The 23,080-nt window shown below is 27.9% G+C and carries 21 protein-coding genes; 12 read left to right on the top strand and 9 right to left on the bottom strand.

The features are described 5' to 3' along the window. Window position 1: 1 nt before the first annotated feature. From sppA to KMP11_RS04730, 7 genes are all read left to right on the top strand, one after another. Window positions 2-967 (top strand): signal peptide peptidase SppA, encoded by a 966-nt coding sequence (sppA, locus tag KMP11_RS04760; protein ID WP_215756272.1) that lies wholly within the window; start codon window positions 2-4, stop codon window positions 965-967. Window positions 968-977: 10 nt separating this feature from the next. Beyond that, window positions 978-1,658, top strand: a complete 681-nt coding sequence (locus tag KMP11_RS04755; protein ID WP_215756273.1) for an RDD family protein — start codon at window positions 978-980, stop codon at window positions 1,656-1,658. A gap of 96 nt (window positions 1,659-1,754) precedes the next feature. Beyond that, window positions 1,755-2,663 carry a class I SAM-dependent methyltransferase gene (locus KMP11_RS04750; protein ID WP_216279589.1) on the top strand — a complete coding sequence of 303 codons (909 nt, stop codon included), beginning with the start codon at window positions 1,755-1,757 and terminating at the stop codon, window positions 2,661-2,663. A 410-nt stretch (window positions 2,664-3,073) separates the two neighbouring features. After that, complete coding sequence (locus KMP11_RS04745) at window positions 3,074-4,807, top strand: ABC transporter ATP-binding protein (protein WP_253195940.1); 1,734 nt, start codon at window positions 3,074-3,076, stop codon at window positions 4,805-4,807. Next, window positions 4,794-6,536: an ABC transporter ATP-binding protein gene (locus KMP11_RS04740; RefSeq protein ID WP_216279588.1), complete on the top strand. Its 1,743-nt coding sequence runs from the start codon at window positions 4,794-4,796 to the stop codon at window positions 6,534-6,536. The genes KMP11_RS04745 and KMP11_RS04740 overlap by 14 nt, the downstream gene beginning before the upstream one ends. A 35-nt stretch (window positions 6,537-6,571) precedes the next feature. Further along, complete coding sequence (locus KMP11_RS04735) at window positions 6,572-6,934, top strand: DUF1304 family protein (RefSeq protein WP_216279587.1); 363 nt, start codon at window positions 6,572-6,574, stop codon at window positions 6,932-6,934. Between the two features lie 16 nt (window positions 6,935-6,950). Continuing rightward, window positions 6,951-7,232, top strand: a complete 282-nt coding sequence (locus KMP11_RS04730) for a hypothetical protein (RefSeq protein WP_215756277.1) — start codon at window positions 6,951-6,953, stop codon at window positions 7,230-7,232. Window positions 7,233-7,379: 147 nt separating this feature from the next. Here KMP11_RS04730 and glmS read toward each other — a convergent pair whose 3' ends face one another. Both glmS and KMP11_RS07940 read right to left on the bottom strand, forming a co-directional pair. Continuing rightward, the gene (gene glmS / locus KMP11_RS04725; protein ID WP_216279586.1) at window positions 7,380-9,179 is read right to left on the bottom strand and encodes a glutamine--fructose-6-phosphate transaminase (isomerizing); all 1,800 of its coding nucleotides are present in this window, start codon (window positions 9,177-9,179) and stop codon (window positions 7,380-7,382) included. Between the two features lie 363 nt (window positions 9,180-9,542). Continuing rightward, window positions 9,543-9,896, bottom strand: a complete 354-nt coding sequence (locus KMP11_RS07940; RefSeq protein ID WP_371741371.1) for a DUF6612 family protein — start codon at window positions 9,894-9,896, stop codon at window positions 9,543-9,545. A 213-nt stretch (window positions 9,897-10,109) separates the two neighbouring features. On the opposite strand from KMP11_RS07940, the gene KMP11_RS04715 reads away from it, so the two are divergent. The 5 genes from KMP11_RS04715 (at window position 10,110) to KMP11_RS04695 (ending at window position 16,329) form a co-directional block, all read left to right on the top strand. Then, complete coding sequence (locus tag KMP11_RS04715; protein ID WP_215756280.1) at window positions 10,110-10,985, top strand: YitT family protein; 876 nt, start codon at window positions 10,110-10,112, stop codon at window positions 10,983-10,985. Window positions 10,986-11,177: 192 nt separating this feature from the next. Beyond that, window positions 11,178-11,816, top strand: coding sequence for an ATP-dependent Clp endopeptidase proteolytic subunit ClpP (gene clpP, locus KMP11_RS04710; RefSeq protein WP_216279584.1), 639 nt, complete (start codon window positions 11,178-11,180; stop codon window positions 11,814-11,816). Between the two features lie 276 nt (window positions 11,817-12,092). Further along, complete coding sequence (locus KMP11_RS04705; RefSeq protein WP_216279583.1) at window positions 12,093-13,835, top strand: ABC transporter ATP-binding protein; 1,743 nt, start codon at window positions 12,093-12,095, stop codon at window positions 13,833-13,835. Between the two features lie 62 nt (window positions 13,836-13,897). Beyond that, the gene (locus tag KMP11_RS04700) at window positions 13,898-15,607 is read left to right on the top strand and encodes an ABC transporter ATP-binding protein (RefSeq protein ID WP_216280186.1); all 1,710 of its coding nucleotides are present in this window, start codon (window positions 13,898-13,900) and stop codon (window positions 15,605-15,607) included. A gap of 125 nt (window positions 15,608-15,732) precedes the next feature. Further along, complete coding sequence (locus KMP11_RS04695; RefSeq protein WP_216279582.1) at window positions 15,733-16,329, top strand: TetR/AcrR family transcriptional regulator; 597 nt, start codon at window positions 15,733-15,735, stop codon at window positions 16,327-16,329. A 157-nt stretch (window positions 16,330-16,486) separates the two neighbouring features. Here the strand turns inward: KMP11_RS04695 and KMP11_RS04690 are convergent, their stop codons facing one another. The 7 genes from KMP11_RS04690 to KMP11_RS04665 all read right to left on the bottom strand — a co-directional run bounded on the left by KMP11_RS04690 (window position 16,487) and on the right by KMP11_RS04665 (window position 23,001). Next, window positions 16,487-17,632 (bottom strand): MFS transporter, encoded by a 1,146-nt coding sequence (locus KMP11_RS04690; RefSeq protein ID WP_215756284.1) that lies wholly within the window; start codon window positions 17,630-17,632, stop codon window positions 16,487-16,489. A gap of 484 nt (window positions 17,633-18,116) precedes the next feature. Beyond that, the gene (locus KMP11_RS04685; RefSeq protein WP_216279581.1) at window positions 18,117-18,968 is read right to left on the bottom strand and encodes a hypothetical protein; all 852 of its coding nucleotides are present in this window, start codon (window positions 18,966-18,968) and stop codon (window positions 18,117-18,119) included. A 6-nt stretch (window positions 18,969-18,974) separates the two neighbouring features. Continuing rightward, the gene (locus KMP11_RS04680) at window positions 18,975-20,198 is read right to left on the bottom strand and encodes an MFS transporter (RefSeq protein ID WP_216279580.1); all 1,224 of its coding nucleotides are present in this window, start codon (window positions 20,196-20,198) and stop codon (window positions 18,975-18,977) included. Beyond that, the gene (locus tag KMP11_RS04675; RefSeq protein WP_216279579.1) at window positions 20,191-20,508 is read right to left on the bottom strand and encodes a pepsin/retropepsin-like aspartic protease family protein; all 318 of its coding nucleotides are present in this window, start codon (window positions 20,506-20,508) and stop codon (window positions 20,191-20,193) included. The genes KMP11_RS04680 and KMP11_RS04675 overlap by 8 nt, the downstream gene beginning before the upstream one ends. A 289-nt stretch (window positions 20,509-20,797) precedes the next feature. Further along, entirely contained in the window at window positions 20,798-20,926 is a 129-nt protein-coding gene (locus KMP11_RS07845; protein WP_256444855.1) for a hypothetical protein, read from the bottom strand. A 781-nt stretch (window positions 20,927-21,707) separates the two neighbouring features. Continuing rightward, window positions 21,708-22,136 carry a cytidine deaminase gene (locus KMP11_RS04670; protein ID WP_253195939.1) on the bottom strand — a complete coding sequence of 143 codons (429 nt, stop codon included), beginning with the start codon at window positions 22,134-22,136 and terminating at the stop codon, window positions 21,708-21,710. After that, window positions 22,126-23,001: a Cof-type HAD-IIB family hydrolase gene (locus KMP11_RS04665; protein WP_216279578.1), complete on the bottom strand. Its 876-nt coding sequence runs from the start codon at window positions 22,999-23,001 to the stop codon at window positions 22,126-22,128. The genes KMP11_RS04670 and KMP11_RS04665 overlap by 11 nt, the downstream gene beginning before the upstream one ends. Window positions 23,002-23,080: the final 79 nt, after the last annotated feature.

Genomic DNA, 23,080 nt, shown 5'->3' with positions numbered 1-23,080 from the left:
AATGAAAAATAAGAAAAGACTAATAGCATTAATATCATCAGTAGTAATATTAATATTGTCAATATCTTTTGGAAATTCTGTTTCTGTAAATAAAAAATCTGATGATAATTCATTTGTAAAATCTTTACTTAATAAAGAAATTACTGGTAGTAAAATAGTTTTACGTGATGGAGATAGCAGTAATGTAATCCAACGTATAAAAGTTAAGGGAACTATTGATGATGCAATGGCAGATGAAGAAGCGGCTTATTCTGTAATCAACCAAATTCACATGGCAAAAAACGACCCTAATGTAAAAGCAATTTTACTTGTAGTAGATAGTCCAGGTGGTGGTGTATATGAAAGTAATGAACTATATAACGCCTTGGTAAAAAGTGGTAAAGATGTTTATGTTTCAATGGAAAGTTTAGCTGCGTCTGGCGGTTATTATATTTCTATGGCTGCTAAAAAAATATATGCACATCAAGAAACTATTACAGGTTCCATAGGGGTAATCATGAGTAATCTTTCTGCCCAACAATTTTTAAATGAACACGGTATAAAAAATCAAATTATTCGTTCAGGAGAACAAAAAGCAGTTGGTGGCTTAACAGAAGATATGAATGAAGCAACTATTGCAACTTATAAAGAACTGAATTTAGAATCTTATAATCGTTTTGTAGACCTTATAGCCAAAGGTCGTAACATGGATAGGGAAAAAGTATTATCTCTAGCAGATGGAAGAATTTATAGTGCAGAGCAAGCCCTAAAAAATGGTTTGATTGACAAAATAGCTTCGCAAAAAGAGTTAATAAGTGATATAGAAGCTGATAAAAAAATATCTAATGCTCAAGTGGTAGAATACAAGGCTATTGATGTTAATGCAGGACTGTTAAATAGATTTATTAATGGTTTATCAAAATCAATAGTAAAAGAAATTCAGTCTGCATCAGCAGAAACAAATATCCAAAGAAATTATTTAGGTTAGGAGTAAACTTATGAGTGAACAAAATAACCCAAAAGAAACTAATTACATTGAAGAAGAAAATATTGCTGAAAATAATTTAACTACTAAAACTACTGAACAAGTAAACAATAATTTTTCAGATTTTGAAAATCAAATAAAAGAAAATACTGAAGAAAATCATAATAAAAAGGCTAAGGATATAAAAATAGAAAATACACTAGATGAATATTTAAGTATTTCTAAAAATTTTTATGGAGGATTTTTCCTTAGATTTGTAGCCTACTTAGTAGACTTATTAATTGTAATTCATTTAACAAGATTACTTAATACTTTGACCTTTGGTTTTTTAGATTTTGATTACAGCATACCAGTATTTAATTATACAATTTTATTTGCCATTACTTATTTTCTTTATTTCCTTTCTATGACTTATTTCTTATCTCAAACTTTAGGTAAGATGCTATTAAAATTAAAAGTTGAAAAATATAATGGAGAAAAACTTTCTTTAGTAGATACTTTTTACAGGGAAATAATAGGAAGATTTTTATCTCAAGTATTATTCTTGCTACCTTATTTAGCAGTAGCTTTTACAAATAGAAAAAAAGGTTTACATGACTATATAGCTGATACGGTAGTTATCAAAGAAGATTTTTCTAATTTAAGAGCCAAATTAAATGAAAGTTTGAAAAAGGAAGTTAAGATTATAAATTAGCTAGTTATAATTTTAAGTATGACTAGCTATATATTTTAATAAGATAGATTTATATTAATCTTAAAATATAAATTATAAAATTATTTAGGAGTATATATGTCTAATATAGAAAAATTATTTAATAAAATAGATAGTAAAACTGAAGAGATAAAAACAAAAACAGGTGATAATTATTTAAAGGCACTTGTAAAATATTTAAAGTTAGAAGATGATAATGAATATTTTGAAATAGTAGATAATTATTCAAAGGAAGAAATAAAAAAAGTTTATCACTTTTTAGTTTTAAAATCTTTTAAGGAATTGCAAAATATTAACTATAATGTTACACCAGAAATTATAGGTTTTTATATAGCTAATCTAGTTAAAGAAATTTATGACGATAAAAAAATTAGTGTAACAGACTTGGCTAGTGGTAGTGGAACACTCTTACTTTCATTAGCGGAAAAATTAAATTTAGAAACTAACTTTACATCTGTTGATGTAGATTTTGATTATGCTAGTCTACAAGCAAATATTTTTAATTTGCTGGAACAAAAAGTAGATATTATCAACCAAGACGGACTAAAAAAAATAAATATTCCCAAGCAAGATGTTATTGTTAGTGATACGCCCTATGGTTATTATACTGATGAAGACAACAGCCTTAATTTTAAATTATGTAGCGAGGAAGGTTATAGCCTAAATGCCCTATTATTTTTAGAGCAGGCAACAAATTATTTAAAAGATGATGGTCTTGCAGTTTTGCTTATGCCAAAAGAAATAATGAACTTTGATGAAAAAATTAAAAAGTTTATTGAAAAAGATATTAATTTTAATGCCTTTATTGTCTTGCCAGAAGAAATGTTTAAAAATAAAAATCAACAAAGAGTAATAGTCCTTGCAACTAAAAAGGGGCAGACTATCTTACCAAAGCAGGTGTTTTTAGCTGAATTGCCAGCCTATCAAAATAAGAATGCTTATTTGAATTTCATATCCAACTTTAAAAAATGGTTAGCAAGTAAATAATAAAAAAAATATTTAGTTTAGTAAAAGGCTAGGCTAAATATTTTTTTATTTTTTCTAAAAGAAAATTAATTTAGGAAAAAGAAATTTTGAATTTATTACTAGCATAAGTATAATGTTTTTTTAAATACTTATTGAAATTTTAAAAAGTTTTGCTAAGTACAGTACATTAAAAAATTCTTTTGCTGAGAAGATTAGTAAATTTTTTTTGTTTTGCCACATAAAAATAAAAAATTTTTTCCAAAATAATTTAGAAATTTTTTTATGGTTTGATTTTGGAATATTTTCAAGTGAAATTTTATTTGATATTTTTCTTAAGGATTTATTTAATTATTTTGTAATTTTAAAATTGAAAAAAATTTTTATTTATGCTAGTATTATATGATGTTAAAATGTAGTAAGGAGGGGATTTTGTGAATAGTGTTTTAAGATTTTTTAAAAGAGATAAGTGGCGTGTTTTTGCAGTAACGATAACTTCCATGATTTCAAATTTATTGACCCTTTATCCTGTAACGAGGGTGTCTTATATTGTGGATAGTATTTCAACAAACACTATAACCTATAATGACGTTGTTCGAGAAACTTTGCTTTTACTTCTTGTCGGTGTCTTAAAATATTTAATTAGTTCTTTAAATGACTATATTACTTTTCTAGGTTACTTTTCTTCTATAAAATATTTGAGCCAAGATGTGCAAGAGGCAGTTTATAAGCATACGCCAATTTTATTTAATAAGATTAGTATAGGTGATGTTATAAGTAGGTCTACCAATGATGTTATTGACTATATAAGTCCCATGGCTTCTTTTGGTCTTTTTTGTTTTTTAGAGGGAGTTATTTATAACGGCTATATCACTTTTTTAATTTTTTCTAAGTCAACACTTACCTATACGATACTAATAATTTTACCCTACATAATTCAAACAATTTATCTGTATCGTCATAAGGGCAAGCAGGAAATTTATTACGACAAAATGTTAAAAATTATGGATAAGATTACAGATGAAACTTTAGAAAATGTTAAGGGTGTAAGAGTTATTCGTACCTATAATTTATTAAATAAGGTAAGACAAAGTTTTGTAGAAAAATTAAATCTTTATGCTGATAATAATTTAGAATACATGAAAAATGTTAAACTATTCCAGCCAATTAATATGGTTTCAACAGCAGTTTCTTATTTTATTTCTGTTGTATATGGTTTCTATTTAATTCAGTCATCGCAAATGACTATCGGTGGAATTATGGCAATTTTTATTGTCCTTGTTTTGATACAATGGCCCTACATAGCCCTATCACAATTTATAATTTCTTGGGTGGAAACTAAAAAGGGAATGGAGCGTATCGAAGAAATTGAAAATGAAAAAATTCTAGTGAACAATGACTTAGCAACAGAAAATTTCGATTTTGATAGTGCCATAGAATTTAAAAATTTTTCTTTTAAATATGACAATGAAGAAGTTTTAAAAAATATTAATCTAAAAATTAACAAGGGAGAAACTATCGGAATAGTTGGCAAAACAGGTTCAGGTAAATCAAGCCTAGTAAAACAATTATTGCGTTTGTACCCGGTAGCAGAAAATCAATTAATTTTAGACGGTAAAAGTATCGAAAAATATTACGACTATTCAATAAGGTCTAAAGTAGCCATAGCCCTACAAGAGTATCAACTATTTTCTAAAAGTTTAAAAGAAAATATTTTGTTTTATAGAAATAATCTCGAAGAAAATTTAGAAGAGGCTTTACTTATTGCTGATTTGAAAAAAGATGTTGATAGGTTTGAAGATGGAGTAGAAACTTTAATTGGAGAAAATGGTCTGTCCCTATCTGGAGGTCAAAAGCAGCGTATCGGAATTGCTCGAGCTGTAATTGGCAATCCAGAAATTTTAATTTTAGATGATAGCCTTAGTGCAGTTGATGCAACAACAGAAAAAAATATTATAGCTAATATTAAAAATAGTCGTCAAGGCAAAACAAATATTATTGTTGCCCACAGAATTTCTGCGGTGCGTCATGCTGATAAGATAGTCGTTCTTAGTGAGGGTGAAATTATTGGACTAGGTAACCATGAAGACTTGATAAAAACTTGTCTGTGGTACAAAGAGTTAGACGAATATCAAAATAAGGAGGTAGAAAAAAATGAAGAAGAATAACAAAACTTTATTTCAGTTCATTCCTTATATGAAAAATGCTAAACGTGAATATATTTTTGGGTTGGGTGCAGCCTTGCTATCAACTTTAGGAAGTGTAGTGGCAGTTTATCTTCTTGCCAAAATTTTTGATAATGTCGAGGGAACTATCACCCAAAAAATAATCTATCGTTCCCTGCTTATTGTTGCAGGTTACGGAATAATGCAAATAGCTTCAGGTCTACTTACCTACATCAGAAATATTTTTTTGGTTGCTGGTGCAAACAAGGTTTATGTGAGAATTCAAACAAGGATATACGACCATATTCAAAATTTACCTATCAGTTATTTTGATAATATGCCAGCAGGTTCTGTGGTTTCAAGAATAACAAGTGATGCTAATGTAATAAGAAAATTTTTTACCGATACCTTTGTCAATATAGTAGTAATATTTTTAAAATTATTTTTTATCTATATCGTTCTCTTTAGCGTAGATATTTACTTTGCATTCTTTATGCTACTTTTGATACCACTTATGTATTTTATAATGGTGCTTTACAATAAATTTACTGTTAATACCATGATAAAATATCGTAAAACTTATTCAGAGTGTAGTGCTATTATAAATGAAAGTTATCAAAATTTAGAAATTATAAAATCTTTTAATAAAGAAGAAGAGAGTTTAAATTATTGGAAAAAAGCCAACGATAGACGTTATAAATACGGCTTGAAAATTAATTTTTTTGACGCAACTTTATTGCATACTTTGACAGGTTTTTTACAAATATTAATTTTTACGGCAGTAATTTTTTATTACAGCTACTCATATTTTCATGACAATAAATTCGGTATTACAATCGGAATAGCTTATCTATTTATTAATTACAGCCAAGATATTATTTATCGTTTGACTGACTTTACAGCAGAAATTTCAGTCTATACAAGGGCGATTAGTGCCGCAGTAAATATTGGAGAAGTTTTAGAATTAAAAGTAGAAGAAGATACTGGAAAAATTACAGCTAAAGATAATTTTCAAGGAAATATAAAATTTGAAGACGTATCTTTTGCCTACAAATATGATAGCTATGTCTTAAAAAATATCAATTTAGAAATAGAAAAAAATCAAACTGTTGCCTTTGTCGGTTCTACCGGTAGTGGTAAGAGTACAATTATGAATTTATTAATTAAATTTTACGAGGCTAACAAGGGCAGGGTAAGTATAAGCGATGAAGATGTAAAAAATTATAGTCGCAATTACTTGCGTGAACAGATAGCCATAGTTTTACAAGATTCATTTTTATTTGAAGGGAGTTTACTAGATAATATAACTCCAACTGGTGATGAAAATTTAGCGAAAAAATCACTAGAACGTGTGGGAGGAAGTTTTATTTTAGAGCAGGGAAGAACTCTACAATCAAAAGTTGAAGATGGGGGTAATAATTTTTCAACTGGTGAAAAACAATTAATTTGTCTGGCTCGTGCCTTAGCAAAAAATCCAAAAATTTTAATTTTGGACGAATCTACTGCCAATGTTGATAGCCAAACAGAACAATATGTAAGTCGTGCCATAGAAGAATTAAAAGTAGGACGTACAACTCTAATAATTGCCCACAGACTATCAACTATAAAAAATGCAGACAAAATTTTTGTCTTACATTACGGGGAACTCGTTGAAGCAGGAAATCATCAAGATTTGCTTGAGATAGGTGGACGTTACAGTAAAATGTACAGAACACAAACAAAGGGAGAATAATGTGAATAGATAATTTTATAAAAGAGAGGAATTACATGAATTTATTAATCACAATATTATCAATCTTAACAGGACTAGAATTTTTATACATTATGTATTTAGAAACTATCGCAACAACTTCAAAAACAACATCAAGAGTATTTGAGATGTCTAAAGAAGAGTTAGAAAGAAAATCAGTAAACATCCTTTTTAAAAATCAGGGTCTTTATAACGGTTTGCTAGGTTTATTAATTATCACAGCTACAATTTTAGGAGATTTAAGATGGCAAATTTTACTGTTAGTCTATGTAGTTTTAGTAGCAGCTTACGGAGCCTTAACATCTAATCCTAAAATTTTATTAAAGCAAGGTGGTTTAGCAATCTTAGCCTTAATACTAATAGCTATAAATATTATTTAAAATATAAGGAGGGAATATGACAAGATATATCTTATTTTTTAGCGACAAGTGTCCAGATACGCAAGCGTTTGTTGCTGAGCTTAAAGCCCAAAATATCCAGTATCAAGAAGTAAATATTACAGACTCTATGGCAAACTTAAAACAATTTTTAAAATTACGAGATAGCAGAGTAGAATTTGAAGAAAGAAAATTGTGGGGCTTTGTTGGCGTGCCAGTTTTACAACTACCCAATGACAATTTAATTTTTGACCTAGCAGATTTAAAAGGTTTGTCTTGTAATCTAACAAGCAGAGATTAAAAAATATTTTGAAATAAATATTAAAAAATACTTTCTAAAACTTCTGAAGTTTCATAAAAAATAATTTCTAAAATTTAATTACTTCACGGCAATTTATAATTTATTTTCACTTTTTATTTGTTAAATTTATTTAAAAATTTTTTATTTTTATTCTACCGTAACTGATTTTGCAAGATTTCTTGGTTTATCTACATCTAAACCACGATTTACAGCTGCATAGTAAGCAAATAATTGAGTTACTACAATACTCACTATAGGTGCTAATTCTTCGTGAACATTAGGAATTGCATAATCTCCCTTGCGGGCAAGTTTTTCAAGAGTGATAACTAAAGTATTAGCTCCACGACTAGCAACTTCACTAATATTGCTACGAGTATTTAAGTCTAATCTTGTACTTGTTATTAGGGCAATAACAGGAGTTTTTTTCTCGATTAGGGCGATAGTTCCATGTTTTAATTCTCCACCAGCAAAACCTTCTGTTTGAATATAAGAAACTTCTTTTAATTTTAAGGCGGCTTCACAAGCAGAATAGTAGTCAGCTCCACGTCCTATATAAAAAGCATTTCTTTCTGTGAAGAGATTAGCAGCTAAGTTTTTAATATTTTTTGTATCATCTAAAATAGATTCGATGGCATTAGTAACTACTGATAATTCTTTTTCAATATCAATTTTTAGTTTGTTACCTAATCTTTTAGCAACTTCATAAGCAAGAATACTCAAGATTGCAATTTGAGAAGTATAAGCTTTTGTAGAAGCAACTGCAATTTCCACTCCAGCGTGTAAGATTAAGCTATAATCACATTCGCGACTTAGGGTTGAAGCATCTACATTTGTTAGAACCAAAAATTTTAATTCTGGATATTTATCACGTACTTTTGTTAGAACGGCACGTAGGTCAGCAGTTTCTCCTGATTGTGATAGGAATATAAACATTGGTTTTTTTGAAAGTAGGGGCAGATTATAAGCAAATTCTGATGCTAGGTGAACTTCTGTTGGAATTTTTGCCCATTTTTCAAAATATTCTTTTCCTACTAGTCCAGCATTGTAACTTGTACCACAACCAATTATATATAATCTATCAGATTCTTTTACTGAATTTATTATATCTTCATCAATACTTACTTCTTTACCCTTAAAGTATTCAGAAATTATATTACGCATGGCAAATGCTTGCTCGTTTATTTCTTTAATCATATAGTGGGCGTAAACACCCTTGTCAATTTCCCCGTATTTTATGTTTGGTGTGAAAGATTTTCTATCGATACTTTGACCTGTGCTATCTTCTATAACAACACTATCTTTTTTTACTGTTACTATTTCACCGTCATTAATTTCTAAAAATTTGTTAGTGTATTTAATCATGGCAAGAGCGTCACTACCAACATAGTTACAGTCTTGCCCCAAACCTACAAGAAGTGGACTTTTATTTTTTGCTACATAGATAGTATCAGCATTTTCTTTATCTATTAAACATAGGGCGTAAGAACCATGTAATTTTGAGATTGCTTTTAAAAATGCTTCTTTTGTTGTTAAACCATCTTTTGCAAAAAGTTCAATTAGTTGGACTATAATTTCTGTATCTGTTTCTGAATTCATTTGAATTTTTTTGAAAAATCTATCCTTTAGTTCTTGAAAATTTTCTATTACTCCATTGTGAACAAGGGTAAATTTACCGCTAAAACTTTGATGAGGGTGTGAATTTTTTGTATTCACTCCTCCGTGTGTAGCCCAACGTGTATGACCGATACCTATATTTAATTCTAAATCACTTGGAATTAAGTCTTCTAAATTTTTAATACGACCAATAGTTTTTATAATTTCTGTTTTACCATCCACAACTCCAGCTATCCCACAAGAGTCGTAGCCACGATATTCAAGACTACTAAGACCGTCAATTAAAAAATCTACTCCGTTATTATTTCCTATAAAACCTACAATTCCGCACATATATTTTTCTCCTAATTTATTTTTTAATAAGTAATAATAAAACTCTATTTACTTATGAAAATAGAGTTGATTATATACTACTCTTTACATAAGAAAATAAAGGTTTATGCAACCTTATTTTGAATATTGTAAGAGATAGTAACAATTTTGTGGAATAATAATTCTTTTGTATGTTACCTAACGAAACTCTAAATTCCGAAAAAGTATCCGCCGAATTTTCGATAACTTTTTTCCTCGGCAAGTAAATTTATTTTAAACTTTAAAACTTAGTTCGGGAGCTATAATTATAAAAAAATATCTCCGATTTTTAACAAATCAGAGATATTATAACATAATAATATTTTTTTTGCAAATTTACATTTATTAGGCCTTGTATGCTACTTGAGCATTAAGTGCTTCTGCTGGTAGAATTATTTCTGCAACATTATTTATATTTGAAAATTCTGTTTCTGAAATCATAGTAACAATCTCGCTACTTCTTTGTCCCTTATTAAGAACATAAAATTCTGCTTTTGTAGTTGCTGATATAATTTGGAAAGTATTTTTATTTACTAGATACTCCATGCTAGCAGATTTTATTTCTATGTTTTCTATTGCATCATCTAAATCAGTTGCCTCTCTAGCAGAAGAATTTTCTAGAGCATCTTTTATTATATCTTTATATTGCTCATCTGTTCCCTCATAAACTATTTGATATTTGCCATCTTTTTCATTTATTTTAATTCCTTTGTATAGTAATATTTATTATAATTTAAAAATTTTAAATATAAAGAATTTAATTATAGGCTTAGTATATATTTTATATAGCAATTGAAATTAAGCAAATTAACTTTTAATTTTATTTTAAAAATATTTATAATTTTCATCTTGCTTTTTTCTATATTACTTATTACAATAGTAGGGTAAATATATGAAAGAATGAGAAAAATTATGTTTAAAGATTTTTTTTTCCAAGTAGAACAAAAGAAAACTACAAAACAATTTTTATTTCTATTTGTAGGAATAATTATATTTTCTGTTTATGCAGGAATATTGCTACCTGCTAATGATTTAGGAACTGGTGGAGCCTTGGGGCTTGCCTTTGTTTTAAATAAGTTTACAGGTATTAATTTAGGGACAGCTCAGCTACTGTTAAATATCCCTTTATTTTATATAGGTTTTCGTTATGTAGGAAAGAATTTTATGATTTTAACAACAATAGTTGTCCTATCTTCAGCCTTTTTAATTAATTATTTACCCCTGGTAATTCATCCGGTAGACTTGCAAGACAAGTTAGTTGCTACCATATTTTCTGGAATTCTATCTGGTATTTCTATGAGTTTTATTATTATAGCTGGTGGCTCAACTGGGGGTACTGATATTACAGGGAAATATATTGTTAAAAAATTTAATTTAAATCTTCCTACGGTATTTTTGGTGCAGGATCTTATAATATATTTAATAATTTGGTTTTCTTTTGATATTCGCTACGTTATGTATGCCTTTATTATGAGTTTTGTTAGAAATCAAACTATGATAACTATTCAAAAATTTTTATCAGCCTATGTTCAGTGTACAATTATTTGCGACGATACAGAAGAACTTGTAGAAGTTATAAATACTAAAATGAATAGGGGTTCTACTATCATAGACGTAGAGGGTGGCTATAGTCATCAAAAACGCCGTATGATAATTTTAGTTATTCAACAAAATGAAATGCACATTTTAAGAAAAATAGTTAATAAACATTGCCCAAATGCCTTCATCACAACCAATAGTATTAATGCAATTATGGGTAACTTTAAAGAGCATTCTTACAGGTGGTAAGTAAATAATCTTTTAATTAATTTTATAAAAAATATTTAGTGGTTGGGCTGCTAAATATTTTTTTTGTTTGAAAAAAATTTTTTTAAAAGTTTTATAAATTTTTTGTTTCAGTCCTACAATTATTTTAATTTCTTTACTAAAGCAAGTATTTCAAGTATAATTAAGATAAGAAAACTTTACGGAGGAAGAGAGATGAATTTAATTCCAACAGTAATTGAGCAGACTTCACAAGGTGAAAGAGCCTATGATATTTACTCAAGATTGTTAAAAGATAGAATTGTAATTCTTGGTTCAGATGTAAATGACCAAGTTGCTAACTCAATAGTTAGTCAATTATTATTTTTAGAAGCACAAGATAGTGAAAAAGAAATCTACTTCTACATAAATTCACCAGGAGGAAGTGTAACAGCCGGGTTTGCAATTTATGATACTATGCAACATATTAAATGTGATGTAGTAACTATATGTATGGGTATGGCCGCTAGTATGGGAGCATTTTTACTTGCTGCTGGAACAATAGGTAAGAGATATTGCTTGCCAAATGCAGAAGTAATGATTCACCAACCACTAGGAGGGGCTCAAGGACAAGCAACAGAAATAGAAATAGCTGCCCGCCATATCCTAAGAACAAAGGCTAAATTAAATAAAATATTAGCTGACAGAACGGGTCAAACTATCAAGGCAATAGAAAGAGATACAGAACGTGATAACTATATGACTGCTGAAGAAGCATTGGCTTACGGTTTAGTAGACAAGGTAATGTATCCAGAAAATAATAAATTACAAAAAAAAGAAAAAGTAAAAAAATCAAATAAAAAATCAGAAGAATAAAATTATGAACTAACCTGAAAAGTTGGAACTAAATCTAACTTTAGGTTAGTTTTTATTTTTTATAAAGAAAAATAATTTTTCTAATTAAAAAAATATAAAAGAAATTTTAGAAAAAATTCTAAATAAAAATTTATAAAATAAATTAGCAATAGATTATTTAGGAAAAAATTTTATAAAAATAAAAACTTATTAAATAAAAATTTAATTAATCTTTACTTTTTTTTGTAAAAGTTGTTATAATAATTATTGCATTATAATTTGAAGAAAGGAATTTATATGAATCTCATAAAAAAATTGAGTTGGTTCTTAAAACTTGAAAAGAAACAATATATTATAGCTATATCATCACTGATATTAGTTAGTATTTTAAATTTAATACCACCAAAAATTATAGGTATCGTGATAGACGGAATTACAGACGGTAATTTAACAGATTCTCAGTTGCTTATAGATGTTTTTGTTTTACTCTTGTCTGCTCTTGCCATGTATTTTTTACGTTATATCTGGCGTGTAAATTTATTTGGTTCGTCTAGTAGACTGGGAAAAATTTTGCGTTATAAACTTTATTCTCATTTTACAAAAATGTCGCCGTCATTTTATCAAAAATATAGGACTGGAGATTTAATGGCTCATGCGACTAACGACATAAATGCCGTAACGCAAACTGCTGGAGCTGGAGTTATGTCAGCAGTTGATGCAACAATTACTGCCTTTGTAACCCTGCTAACAATGTTTATAAGTATATCTTGGGAATTAACTTTATTAGTTTTAATCCCCCTACCATTTTTATCTTTTGCAACTAATCGTTTAGGAAAAAAAATTCATTTAAGTTTCAAAGAATCTCAAAATTCATTTTCTGAACTTAATAATAATGTTCAAGAAAGTGTTACGGGTATCAAAGTTACAAAAGCATTTAACTACGGTAAGCAAGAAGTAGAGAAATTTAAGCAAACTAATGATAAAACTTATGCAAAAAATTTAAAAACTATGCGATATGATGTTTTATTCGACCCAGCCATTTTGGTATTTATAGGTTTGTGTTATTTAATTTCTTTAACTATGGGAGGTTATTTTGTATCTGTTGATAAAATAACAATAGGAAACTTGGTAACTTTTATTACCTATCTTGATATGTTAGTTTGGCCCTTGCTTGCTATGGGATATTTATTCAATATCATACAAAGAGGTAATGCTTCTTATGGAAGAATTGAAAAATTATTGAATGAAGAAAGTGATGTTGATAGCAACGAAAATTCTAATCTAACAATAGCAAATGGAAAATTAGAATATAATATAGAAGAATTTATTTATGAAGATGTTACGACACTTGCAAATATAAATTTTTCTTTAGAAAAAGGAGCAACACTGGGTATAGTAGGTCCAACTGGTTCAGGAAAAACAAGCCTATTAAAATTATTACTTAGAGAAAGAGATGTAAGTAAGGGAAATATCTCATTAAATAATCATAATATAAATGATTATAAGTTATCAGATTTAAGAAGTTTAATAGGTTATGTTCCCCAAGACCAAATATTATTTTCAGCATCAATTCGAGATAATGTAAAATTTGCTAATCCTGATTTGTCTGATGAAGAAGTTGCAGAAGCAACAAGATGGAGCGGAGTTTATAGGGATATAATTTCTATGCCAGCTACTTTTGATACCATAGTTGGTGAACGTGGAGTAGTCTTATCTGGCGGACAAAAACAACGTATTGCAATTAGTAGAGCCTTGATTACAAATCCAGAAATTTTAATTTTAGATGATAGCTTGAGTGCAGTTGATGCCAAAACAGAAGATTTAATTTTAAATAATTTACGGACACTTAGAGAGGGAAAAACCAATATTATTACAGCCCACCGTTTGAGTGCAGTTGTGCATGCAGATTTAATTATTGTTATGGATAAGGGAACTATTTTAGAAAAAGGAAATCATAATCAACTATTAGCAAATAATGGTTGGTATGCAAAAACTTATCACAAACAACAGATAGAACAAACATTGGAAGGGGAGGAATAGAATTGAAAGAAGAAAAAAATATTCCATCAGCCACTAGACAATGGCAGGTATTTAAAAGATTAATGTCTTACGCTAAAAATTATAAATTATTGTTAGTAGTAGCCTTGTTAGCCTTATTTACAACAACCATAATACAAGCAATTATACCTAGAGTTGCAAAATATTTTATTGATAATTTTATTGGGAAAAATTTTGCTTTTAAAAATACGGTAGTAATGATTTTAGTAGCCTACTATCTGCTATATTTATTACAAGCCCTATTTAATTATATTGGGAAAACTACTTTTGCCAGAGTCTCATTCGGTATAGTAAGAGATTTACGTAACGATGCTTTTGCAAATATTCAAAAATTAGGAATATCATATTTTGATAAGGTAGCTACTGGTTCTGTCGTATCTCGAATTACTAATGATACAGAAGCAATAAGTAATATATTCGGTGTAATTTTTAGTAGTTTTATTAGGGGAACTTTTTTAATTTTTGTGAGTTTATATTCTATTTTCACACTTAATGTGCAGTTAGGATTTTTAATGCTACTCCTAATGCCAATAATTTTTGCCTGTATGTATTATTATCGAAAATTAGCAGTTAGTGCCGTAGCAATAACAAGAAGTAAACTAAGTACCATTAATGCCAAACTTGCAGAAAGTGTAGACGGAATGAGAATTATCCAATCTTTTCGCCAAGAAGAAAGATTGATAAGAGATTTTGAAAAAACAAATGCTGAACACAATGACTACTACATAAAATATTTAAAAATAGATAGTCTGTTATTAAGACCAGCTCTGTCGCTTTTAAAAATTGTCGCCTATGCAATTTTACTTATGTACTTTGGTTTTAGGGGAGAGTATCTAGGTTTTACAGCAGGGATAATGTATGCTCTTATTCAATATGTGAATAGATTATTCGACCCGCTAATAGAACTAACACAAAGTTTTTCATCATTACAGATGTCTGTGGTATCAGCAGAACGTGTTTTTGATGTAGTTGATGAAAATAATTACGAACCAAAACAATTTGACAAAGATATAAAAATTGAAGAAGGTAACATAGAATTTAAAAATATAAGTTTTAGTTATGACGGTCAGCACGACATCTTAAAAAATATTAGTTTCAAAGCTAACAAGGGAGAAACTATTGCCTTTGTCGGTCATACAGGTTCAGGTAAATCTTCTATCATAAATTTATTTATGAGATTTTACGAATTTGATAGGGGACAAATATTAATAGACGGACACGATATTAAAAGTTTCAAACGTGATGAACTACTAAAAAAAGTTGGTTTAGTTTTGCAAGACCCATTTTTATATCACGGAGATATTGAATCAAACATAAAACTTTTTGCTGAGAACCTAACGAAAGAAGAAGTTATCCAAGCAGCTAAATTTGTTGATGCCCATAATTTCATAGCAGAATTTGAAGATGGCTATAAGCACAAGGTTACAGAAAGAGGAAGCACCCTATCATCAGGGCAAAGACAATTAATAGCCTTTGCTAGAACCATAGCCCTAGCACCAAAAATATTAATTTTAGACGAAGCAACTGCCAACATAGATTCTGAAACAGAAGAATTAATTCAAAAATCCCTAAAAAAAATGCGTAAGGGGAGAACTACTATCGCCATTGCCCACCGTTTATCTACTATTCAAGATGCAAATTGTATTTACGTTTTAGACAAGGGAAAAATAATAGAATCTGGTTGCCACGAAGAATTACTAGCTAAGCAGGGAACTTATTACAAAATGTATCAATTACAAACTGGTATGATGTAAAAGTTTTATAAATAATAAGATAAAAAATTTTTAAATGCAATAAATAGATTGATTAATATATATGAAAATGTTATAATTTTTATAATATAATGTTGATTGCGAATTATACTTTAAGGAGAATAAGGATGACATTAAATAATAAGTCAAGAGAAAATATTATCAGAGAAACTGTTAAATTAGTTCAGAAAAATGGATATGCAGGTACAAGTATCCAAGATATTATAAAAAAATCTAAAGCTCCTAAAGGGAGTATGTACTACTATTTTCCAAAAGGAAAAGATGATATGATAGGTTCATCTCTTGATAAGATAGATGCAGAATTTCAAAAAAAATTTAAAAATGCTGTAGCTTCGTGTGAAAATTTGTCATGTACATTGACTACTTTAGTAGATTTATTTAAACACAAGGAAAAAGTATACGGAACCCCAAGTTTTAGACTGACCCTACTAGCCTTAGAAACTATCGGGCAAGATCCAGTAGTTGCAGAAAAATGCTCTGACATATTAAAAAGTTGGAAAAAATTATTGGCTGAATCAATCGAAAATGTAGGTATTGATGCAGAAGTTAGTGAAAATATAAGTGAATGGTTCTTTACTACGGTGCAAGGTTCCATTTGTGCCTCTGTAATTCAAGACGACACAGCATTTATGAAAGTAGCAGACCAATCTATAAAATTAGTACAAAATATGGACGCAGAAGCTTTAAAAGAAATGTTTTCATAAAAAAAGACTACTAAAATAGTAGTCTTTTTTGCTCTATATATAATATTTAGTGAATATAAAAAAATTCTAACTAAATATTCTTTATTATTTTTTATCGACATAATTGACAGAGACTTTTTACTTTTAATTTAAAATCTACAAATTAGTTATAAAATTTTTATCTTCCTTTTAATCTGAAGTATAGAGCTAAATTAAAAAGAATTACACAACTTGTAATGTAAAAAGGAGTTATAAATAAATCTATATTTAATTTTTCTAATAATTTTGTTAAAACTAGAGGTGTTATTATAACTCCAATATTTCCAGCAGTTAGAAACATACTTACTACAAAATTAATTTGATTTGACTTATATGTTTTTGAAATATAGAAAAATGCAGATGATACAAAACCAACGAAACCAGCTCCTATTAGGAGAGCCCCAACATAAAATAATATTTTATTATTAGCTAGAGTAAAGAGTAAATTTCCTATACCCATTAAGGCGTTCATGAGTAATAATACTTTAAATCCTAGTTTTTTTGTTAATTTACCAAATATGATACCTATAATAGTTCCACTAAAGGCTAAAGCTGTTAGCAAATTACTTGCTAAAACACTTGAGTATTGATATTTTGTAACTAAAAGTGTTGGTATTTTTATTGTTGCACCTATGTAGCTAATTCCTCCAAAAAAGCTTATTAACATTAGCACAAAAGTATCACTATTGAAGATAACAATAGATTTAATATTTTTTATTTTATTTTCAACTGGGGGTACATATTTATAAAATAGAAAGAATACAGGAATAACTAATAGATAAACTAAAAATGTATAATTAGCTCCCAGTAATAGTGCATAGCCTGCTATAAGAGTTGTTAGAGCTTTTCCTAGGTTTAGGGTTGCTGTTCTTAGACCAATCATACTAGCCATAACATCACCCTCGTAATAATCACTAATTATACTAATTGATAAGGAATTATATAGCCCAATACCTATACCTAAAAGCAGCCTACAAATAAATATAAGTGTAAAGTTTGTAGTTATAAAAGATACAAGACCAGATATTAGAATCAATATTAAACCCAGTAGAACTGTATTTTTTTTACCAAGCTTAGCAATTACAAAATTACTTAGAATTACAAAAATAGTAATCATCATGGCAGGAATGGTAACTAAATTTTCCACTGATGCTAAACCAATACTATTATTTTTAGAATGATATAAATCATATAGTTTTGGTATGGCTGGGGCAATAGCAACATGGGAAAATACAAATATTGATATTGATAAAATAGCAATTTTTATTGATAATTTATTGTACATAATTATCTCCTTTAATATTTATTTTTTATAAGTATATAAATAAATTTTTTATATGTCAAGTAATAATTTCTATAAAAATAGTCTTAAATTATATATTATAATTTAAGACCTTTTTTATTTTTTAAATATTTTTTTACACCACATGGCGAATAAGTTCCTAATAAATTTTATTTTTCTAAATCTTTTTTTGAAAAGCTAAGAGGTAAAACTTCCTCGAAAAAATTATAGACCTTAAAATTATCTTGTGAATTTCCTAAAATAATTTCAAAATTTTAATCTCTGGTTAGGCTTGAAATTTTAGGTTTGAAATTTGCTTCTGTAATTACTTCTAAGGCTTCGTAATAGGTACGACCACTTGCTACTAAAATTATACGCAATTTTTTTCTAGAGTCTTATACCGCCTTTAAATTATCTTTTGTAATCTTGTGTTCACTATTAAGAAATTTTCCGTCCATGTTGCTTGTTATTAGTTTTACCAATTAATTTATTTGTCTAATATGTATCTATCACAATTCTTTATATAAAAATGTATATATTTCTGCCAATATATACATTCTTGTGATAATATTTCTTTAGCTTCTATAAAGTATTTTTTTGCTTCTAAAATCAAATTAAGAAATAACTTTTTATCATATTTTGGTATAGTTTCTTCTCCATATTCAATATAATATCTATTTACGTAAATATTAAATTGTTTAGCTTTATAATCATCTATGAAATCCTCAAGATCATCTAAAATCTGCCTTCCATATGCAAACTTGTCGTGTGATTCATACAATTCATTGATTATTTCTTCACTCATATATTCTTTTGATATTTTATGATATAGGTACAAAGCAATTTTTGCAAATGAATATTTACTATGCACATATTTTTCTTCTTCTTGCAAATTTAGAATTTTATTATATTCATAAGAGTATTTTTCATTAAACAAACTTGTCAATGTTTTAGCAACATTTTCTATAATATATACATCTTCTGGAAAATTACTCAAATACTTCATATTTATTGAATATTGTTCTAATAAAAGTAATAATTCTAGAGGTTCGTCAATTTTCTGCGAATCATAAATTTTATCTAATAAAAATAATGATGTAAAATGATTATGAGAAAATACAATCAATTCTTCCAACTGTTTATTTGATAAATTAAATTTTTCCCTAAACATTAATGGATATAAAGAATAAATCGACAGGGAGTGTAACTTTCTTGTATCTTCCAAAAATACTAAACTTCTCCCAAGTGAAAAATTCAAACTATCATTTATAATATTATAAAAATATTCTAATTCTTCACTGGTAATTTCTAAAATTTCTTTTACCATACTAACTTTCATAAATAATCACTCCAATTCATCATTGGCTAGATTTATTTTAAATATCCCGGGAATAGGTATAGACACTATCAATAACATGCCAGCTGAAACAAAAAATATTATCCCTGCATCTAGCCTAGCAAACATGTATCCATATATTAGTATACTTAGAGGAATTGTTATTTGGGTAACGGTATTTAATATAGCAAATACTCTTCCTTGGAATTCTTTAGGAATTTTAATCATAGACCAGCTTGATAACAATATATTTCCTATAGTCATAAAAAGTGCTATAGACATTGAATAAATAGCTATTACAAAATACCATGTATTATTAGAAAAATCTAATCCTAAAAGACCACTTAAAATAAGTGTTACTATCCCCATAAGAATAATAGAATATCTAGCAAATCTTAACTTTGTGCTGGTATTTATTGTTGTTGTAATTAATGCTCCTAATATAAGACCAATTGCAAAAATACTATCATTTATTGCATAAGCAGTATTTGAAAATTTTAATACCTGTATTTGCAAATATGGCAGACCTATATTTATTACACCAACTATAAAATTTACTACTAAAACAAATAACATTCCAAATATTATTTTTTTATAGCTAAAAATAAATTTCATTCCTTCTTTAAACATGAATAATAGTGAATTATTAGTACTATTTTTTATTTTATTATATTTAAAGTCTATATTCCAAAAAATAATTAAAACAAAAAATTCTATAACAGCTGATATTATAACTGCTCCAGCAATAGATAATTTATCATATATAAAAACTGCTATAATTGGAGATAAAATCATACTTGCTGCTTGAATCAATTGTAGATGGGAACGAAATGATTGTATATTTTTTTCATTTATTAGACTACTCGTTGATGCAGTAAGTGTAGTTGATAGAAACTGATCCGAAATCTTCAAAATAATCAGCAACACGACTATATTAGCAAAATTTACCTCATTTTCTCCATTCAGTAAATAAAATAATACTAATGCTATACAACTTGCAAATTGAGAAAACTTTATAATTTTATTCCTATTAAATTTATCAACAATACTACCAAGAATAGGAAGCAATAATAGGGCTACTAAGGGAGCGATAATTTGTGATAAACTATATAAAAATACTGAATTAAGTACTTTAAAAATATATAAACCTAATGCAAAAGATAAGACACTACTTCCAATTTGACCTAATCCATTTCCAATCAACAATAGCTCTTTTAAATAATTTTTATTCAAATATAACCATCTCCTTCATTGAATTTCTCAGGAAAATTTTTCTATTTTCAAAAAAATCCATCCCTAATTTAAATTTCCAGTTAAAATTTTCTGATTTAATTAAAAGTTTCCTAGATTTATATTCTATTCCAGCAATGTTTAAAATAATATTTTTAATTGTTGCTACTTTAATCAATTTAATACCGTTTATTCCTAGAACAATATTTCTTTCCCAAATAACATCATAGTTGTTGAAAACTTCTTGAGTTACAAATGATTCAGTAGCTCCTAAATCTATCAAAGCACTATGCAAATCATTCTTATATTTCATTTCTATTACTAATTGCTTGTCTGATATGATAGGCGTTCCTATTTTCTTATTTTGAGTAGTTTCTGTTACAAGGCTGAATATTTTATTTTCATGTCAATAAGCAAATCTAGTTTTTTTAATATGTCCCAACCTAATATTCCATCTATTCCTAAATATAAAAATAAACTATTTCTTTTTTTCTCTAAAATCTCTACCTTATGAATAATTGTATTATCTATATTTATTTTTGGAAATATGTATTTATTTTTTAAAAATTCTTCTTCTCCAATTCCTTTAACTTTTATTTTTTCTAAAATATTTTGTTTGTATTTCTCACTATAAAACTTCTTTCAGAACCTGTATCAACTAAAAACTTATAATATATTTCATCTATTTTTATTTTTATAATTATCATATTTCTTTTAAGAATAAATCTCATATATAAAATTTCCTATATTATAATAAAGGACTCGGAATAAATCCAAGTCCTGATTTTACCATTTTACTGTAACTTTTACTTCTGGTAATGATTCAATTTCAATAACAGATGAATCTACAGAAAAAACAACTTCTTTTTCAGAATTTAACACTGTATCTTGATTTTCCATTTTTATTTACTCCTAATTATTTAATATATAATTAATACTTTAAATATTTATAATAGCTAAAATTAGTTTTAATCACCTCACCTTGTTTATTTTTTAAATTATATTTTATAAAAAACTAATTGTCAATATTTTTTAATAAGTTTTTGTATTTTTTATTTATTCTTTTATGATTTTCAATTCTCTAGCTATTAATTCTCATTTTAGAATATGACTTTGTTGTTTTTTTAATATTTTTCGCACACCACATGGTGAACAAGTTTCTAACAAATTTTATTTTTCTAAATCCTTTTTTGAAAAGCTAAGGGGTAAAACTTCCTCGAAAAAGTTATAGACCTTAAAATTATCATGCGAATTTCCTAGAATAATTTTAAAATTTTCATCGGCAAATTCTGCAATAACTTGCCTACACACACCACACGGTGAACAAGATTCTAATAAATTTTATTTTTCCAAATCTTTTTTTGAAAAGCTAAGGGGTAAAACTTCCTCGAAAAAGTTATAGACCTTAAAATTATCATGCGAATTTCCTAGAATAATTTTAAAATTTTCATCGGCAAATTCTGCAATAACTTGCCTACACACACCACACGGTGAACAAGATTCTAATAAATTTTATTTTTCCAAATCTTTTTTTGAAAAGCTAAGGGGTAAAACTTCCTCGAAAAAATTATAGACCTTAAAATTATCATGCGAATTTCCTAGAATAATTTTAAAATTTTCATCGGCAAATTCTGCAATAACTTGCCTACACACACCGCACGGCGAACAAGTTTCTAATAAATTTCCGTCTGGGCCTCCGACTACGGCTATTTTTTCAAAGTCTCTAACGCCCTCACTTACTGCCTTAAATATTGCTGTACGCTCTGCACAGTTGGTGGGTGTGTAGCTGGCATTTTCTATGTTGCAACCTGTGTATATCTTACCATTTTTTGCAAGTAGGGCAGCACCAACTCGAAATTTAGAGTAGGGAACGTAGGCAAAGTTTGTCGCTTCAATTGCCTTGTTTATAAGAATTTTATTTATTTCCATTTTAGATACCATTTACTTCTTTCAATAATTTTTTTATCATACGTCCGACACCAGAATTATTGTTATCAAATTCTGTAATGTATTTTGACTTTTCTTTAACTTTAGGAGTGGCATTTTTCATGGCAACACTATATTTTGAAATTTCTAACATGGAAATATCGTTGAGATTATCTCCTAGGCTCATAACATTTTCTAGGTCTATATTCTTTTTCTTGCAAATATCTATCAGGGCATTTCCCTTTGACGCCTCTTTACTAATAATTTCTAAATTGTTGTAACCTGAAGAAGTAATTTCGATATTAGTATTTTTTTCTAGTAAGTTTTTAGCTTCTTCTAATTTTTTTCTATCTTGATGAAGAACAATTATTTTTATTGTTGGATTGTCAGCAAGATTAATATAGTCTTCGACATTAGCAACTTCGACTATATGCCCCTTGTCTTTTCTTCTTAAAACTTCCTTAGTAAGGCCTTCAACATCTGGTTCAAAACCTTGTCCTTTTACCAAATCAATAAAGGCTTGAATATATTCTTGAATACTGTCTGTGTATAGGCAGTTTTTTGTATAAATTTTACAAGTGATACCAATATTTTTTAATTCATTAATAATAAACTTAATATCCTTAGTATCCAAGGGAAAAATTTTTGTAATTTCACCACTAGTGTCATAATTTACAGCTCCGTTTAGGGTTAATATTTCGGTTTTAAAATTTGCTTCTGTAATTACTTCTAAGGCTTCGTAATAGGCACGACCGGTTACTACTAAAAATTCTACGCCATTTTTTCTAGCATATTCTACCGCTTCTAAATTTTCTTTTGTAATCTTATGTTCGCTATTAAGAAATGTTCCGTCCATGTCGGTTGCTATTAATTTTATCATTTTACTTGTCCCTCCATAGTTATTGTATTTAGGAATTTAAACCTAGTTGTAACTTTCTCTATTATAGCAAAAAATAAAA

The sequence above is a fragment of the Gemella sp. zg-570 genome (assembly GCF_018866345.1).
In the GTDB taxonomy this organism is placed as follows: domain Bacteria; phylum Bacillota; class Bacilli; order Staphylococcales; family Gemellaceae; genus Gemelliphila.
This window is presented reverse-complemented; position numbering and strand designations above follow the sequence as displayed.

Bases quoted from the DNA above. Each gene is read 5' to 3' on its own strand.
- sppA (WP_215756272.1), top strand. From the start codon at position 2: ATGAAAAATAAGAAAAGACTAATAGCATTAATATCATCAGTAGTAATA.
- KMP11_RS04755 (WP_215756273.1), top strand. From the start codon at position 978: ATGAGTGAACAAAATAACCCAAAAGAAACTAATTACATTGAAGAAGAA.
- KMP11_RS04750 (WP_216279589.1), top strand. From the start codon at position 1,755: ATGTCTAATATAGAAAAATTATTTAATAAAATAGATAGTAAAACTGAA.
- KMP11_RS04740 (WP_216279588.1), top strand. From the start codon at position 4,794: ATGAAGAAGAATAACAAAACTTTATTTCAGTTCATTCCTTATATGAAA.
- KMP11_RS04735 (WP_216279587.1), top strand. From the start codon at position 6,572: ATGAATTTATTAATCACAATATTATCAATCTTAACAGGACTAGAATTT.
- KMP11_RS04730 (WP_215756277.1), top strand. From the start codon at position 6,951: ATGACAAGATATATCTTATTTTTTAGCGACAAGTGTCCAGATACGCAA.
- glmS (WP_216279586.1), bottom strand. From the start codon at position 9,179: ATGTGCGGAATTGTAGGTTTTATAGGAAATAATAACGGAGTAGATTTT.
- KMP11_RS04715 (WP_215756280.1), top strand. From the start codon at position 10,110: ATGTTTAAAGATTTTTTTTTCCAAGTAGAACAAAAGAAAACTACAAAA.
- clpP (WP_216279584.1), top strand. From the start codon at position 11,178: ATGAATTTAATTCCAACAGTAATTGAGCAGACTTCACAAGGTGAAAGA.
- KMP11_RS04705 (WP_216279583.1), top strand. From the start codon at position 12,093: ATGAATCTCATAAAAAAATTGAGTTGGTTCTTAAAACTTGAAAAGAAA.
- KMP11_RS04700 (WP_216280186.1), top strand. From the start codon at position 13,898: ATGTCTTACGCTAAAAATTATAAATTATTGTTAGTAGTAGCCTTGTTA.
- KMP11_RS04695 (WP_216279582.1), top strand. From the start codon at position 15,733: ATGACATTAAATAATAAGTCAAGAGAAAATATTATCAGAGAAACTGTT.
- KMP11_RS04690 (WP_215756284.1), bottom strand. From the start codon at position 17,632: ATGTACAATAAATTATCAATAAAAATTGCTATTTTATCAATATCAATA.
- KMP11_RS04685 (WP_216279581.1), bottom strand. From the start codon at position 18,968: ATGAAAGTTAGTATGGTAAAAGAAATTTTAGAAATTACCAGTGAAGAA.
- KMP11_RS04675 (WP_216279579.1), bottom strand. From the start codon at position 20,508: ATGAAATATAAGAATGATTTGCATAGTGCTTTGATAGATTTAGGAGCT.
- KMP11_RS07845 (WP_256444855.1), bottom strand. From the start codon at position 20,926: ATGAGATTTATTCTTAAAAGAAATATGATAATTATAAAAATAAAAATA.
- KMP11_RS04670 (WP_253195939.1), bottom strand. From the start codon at position 22,136: ATGGTATCTAAAATGGAAATAAATAAAATTCTTATAAACAAGGCAATT.
- KMP11_RS04665 (WP_216279578.1), bottom strand. From the start codon at position 23,001: ATGATAAAATTAATAGCAACCGACATGGACGGAACATTTCTTAATAGC.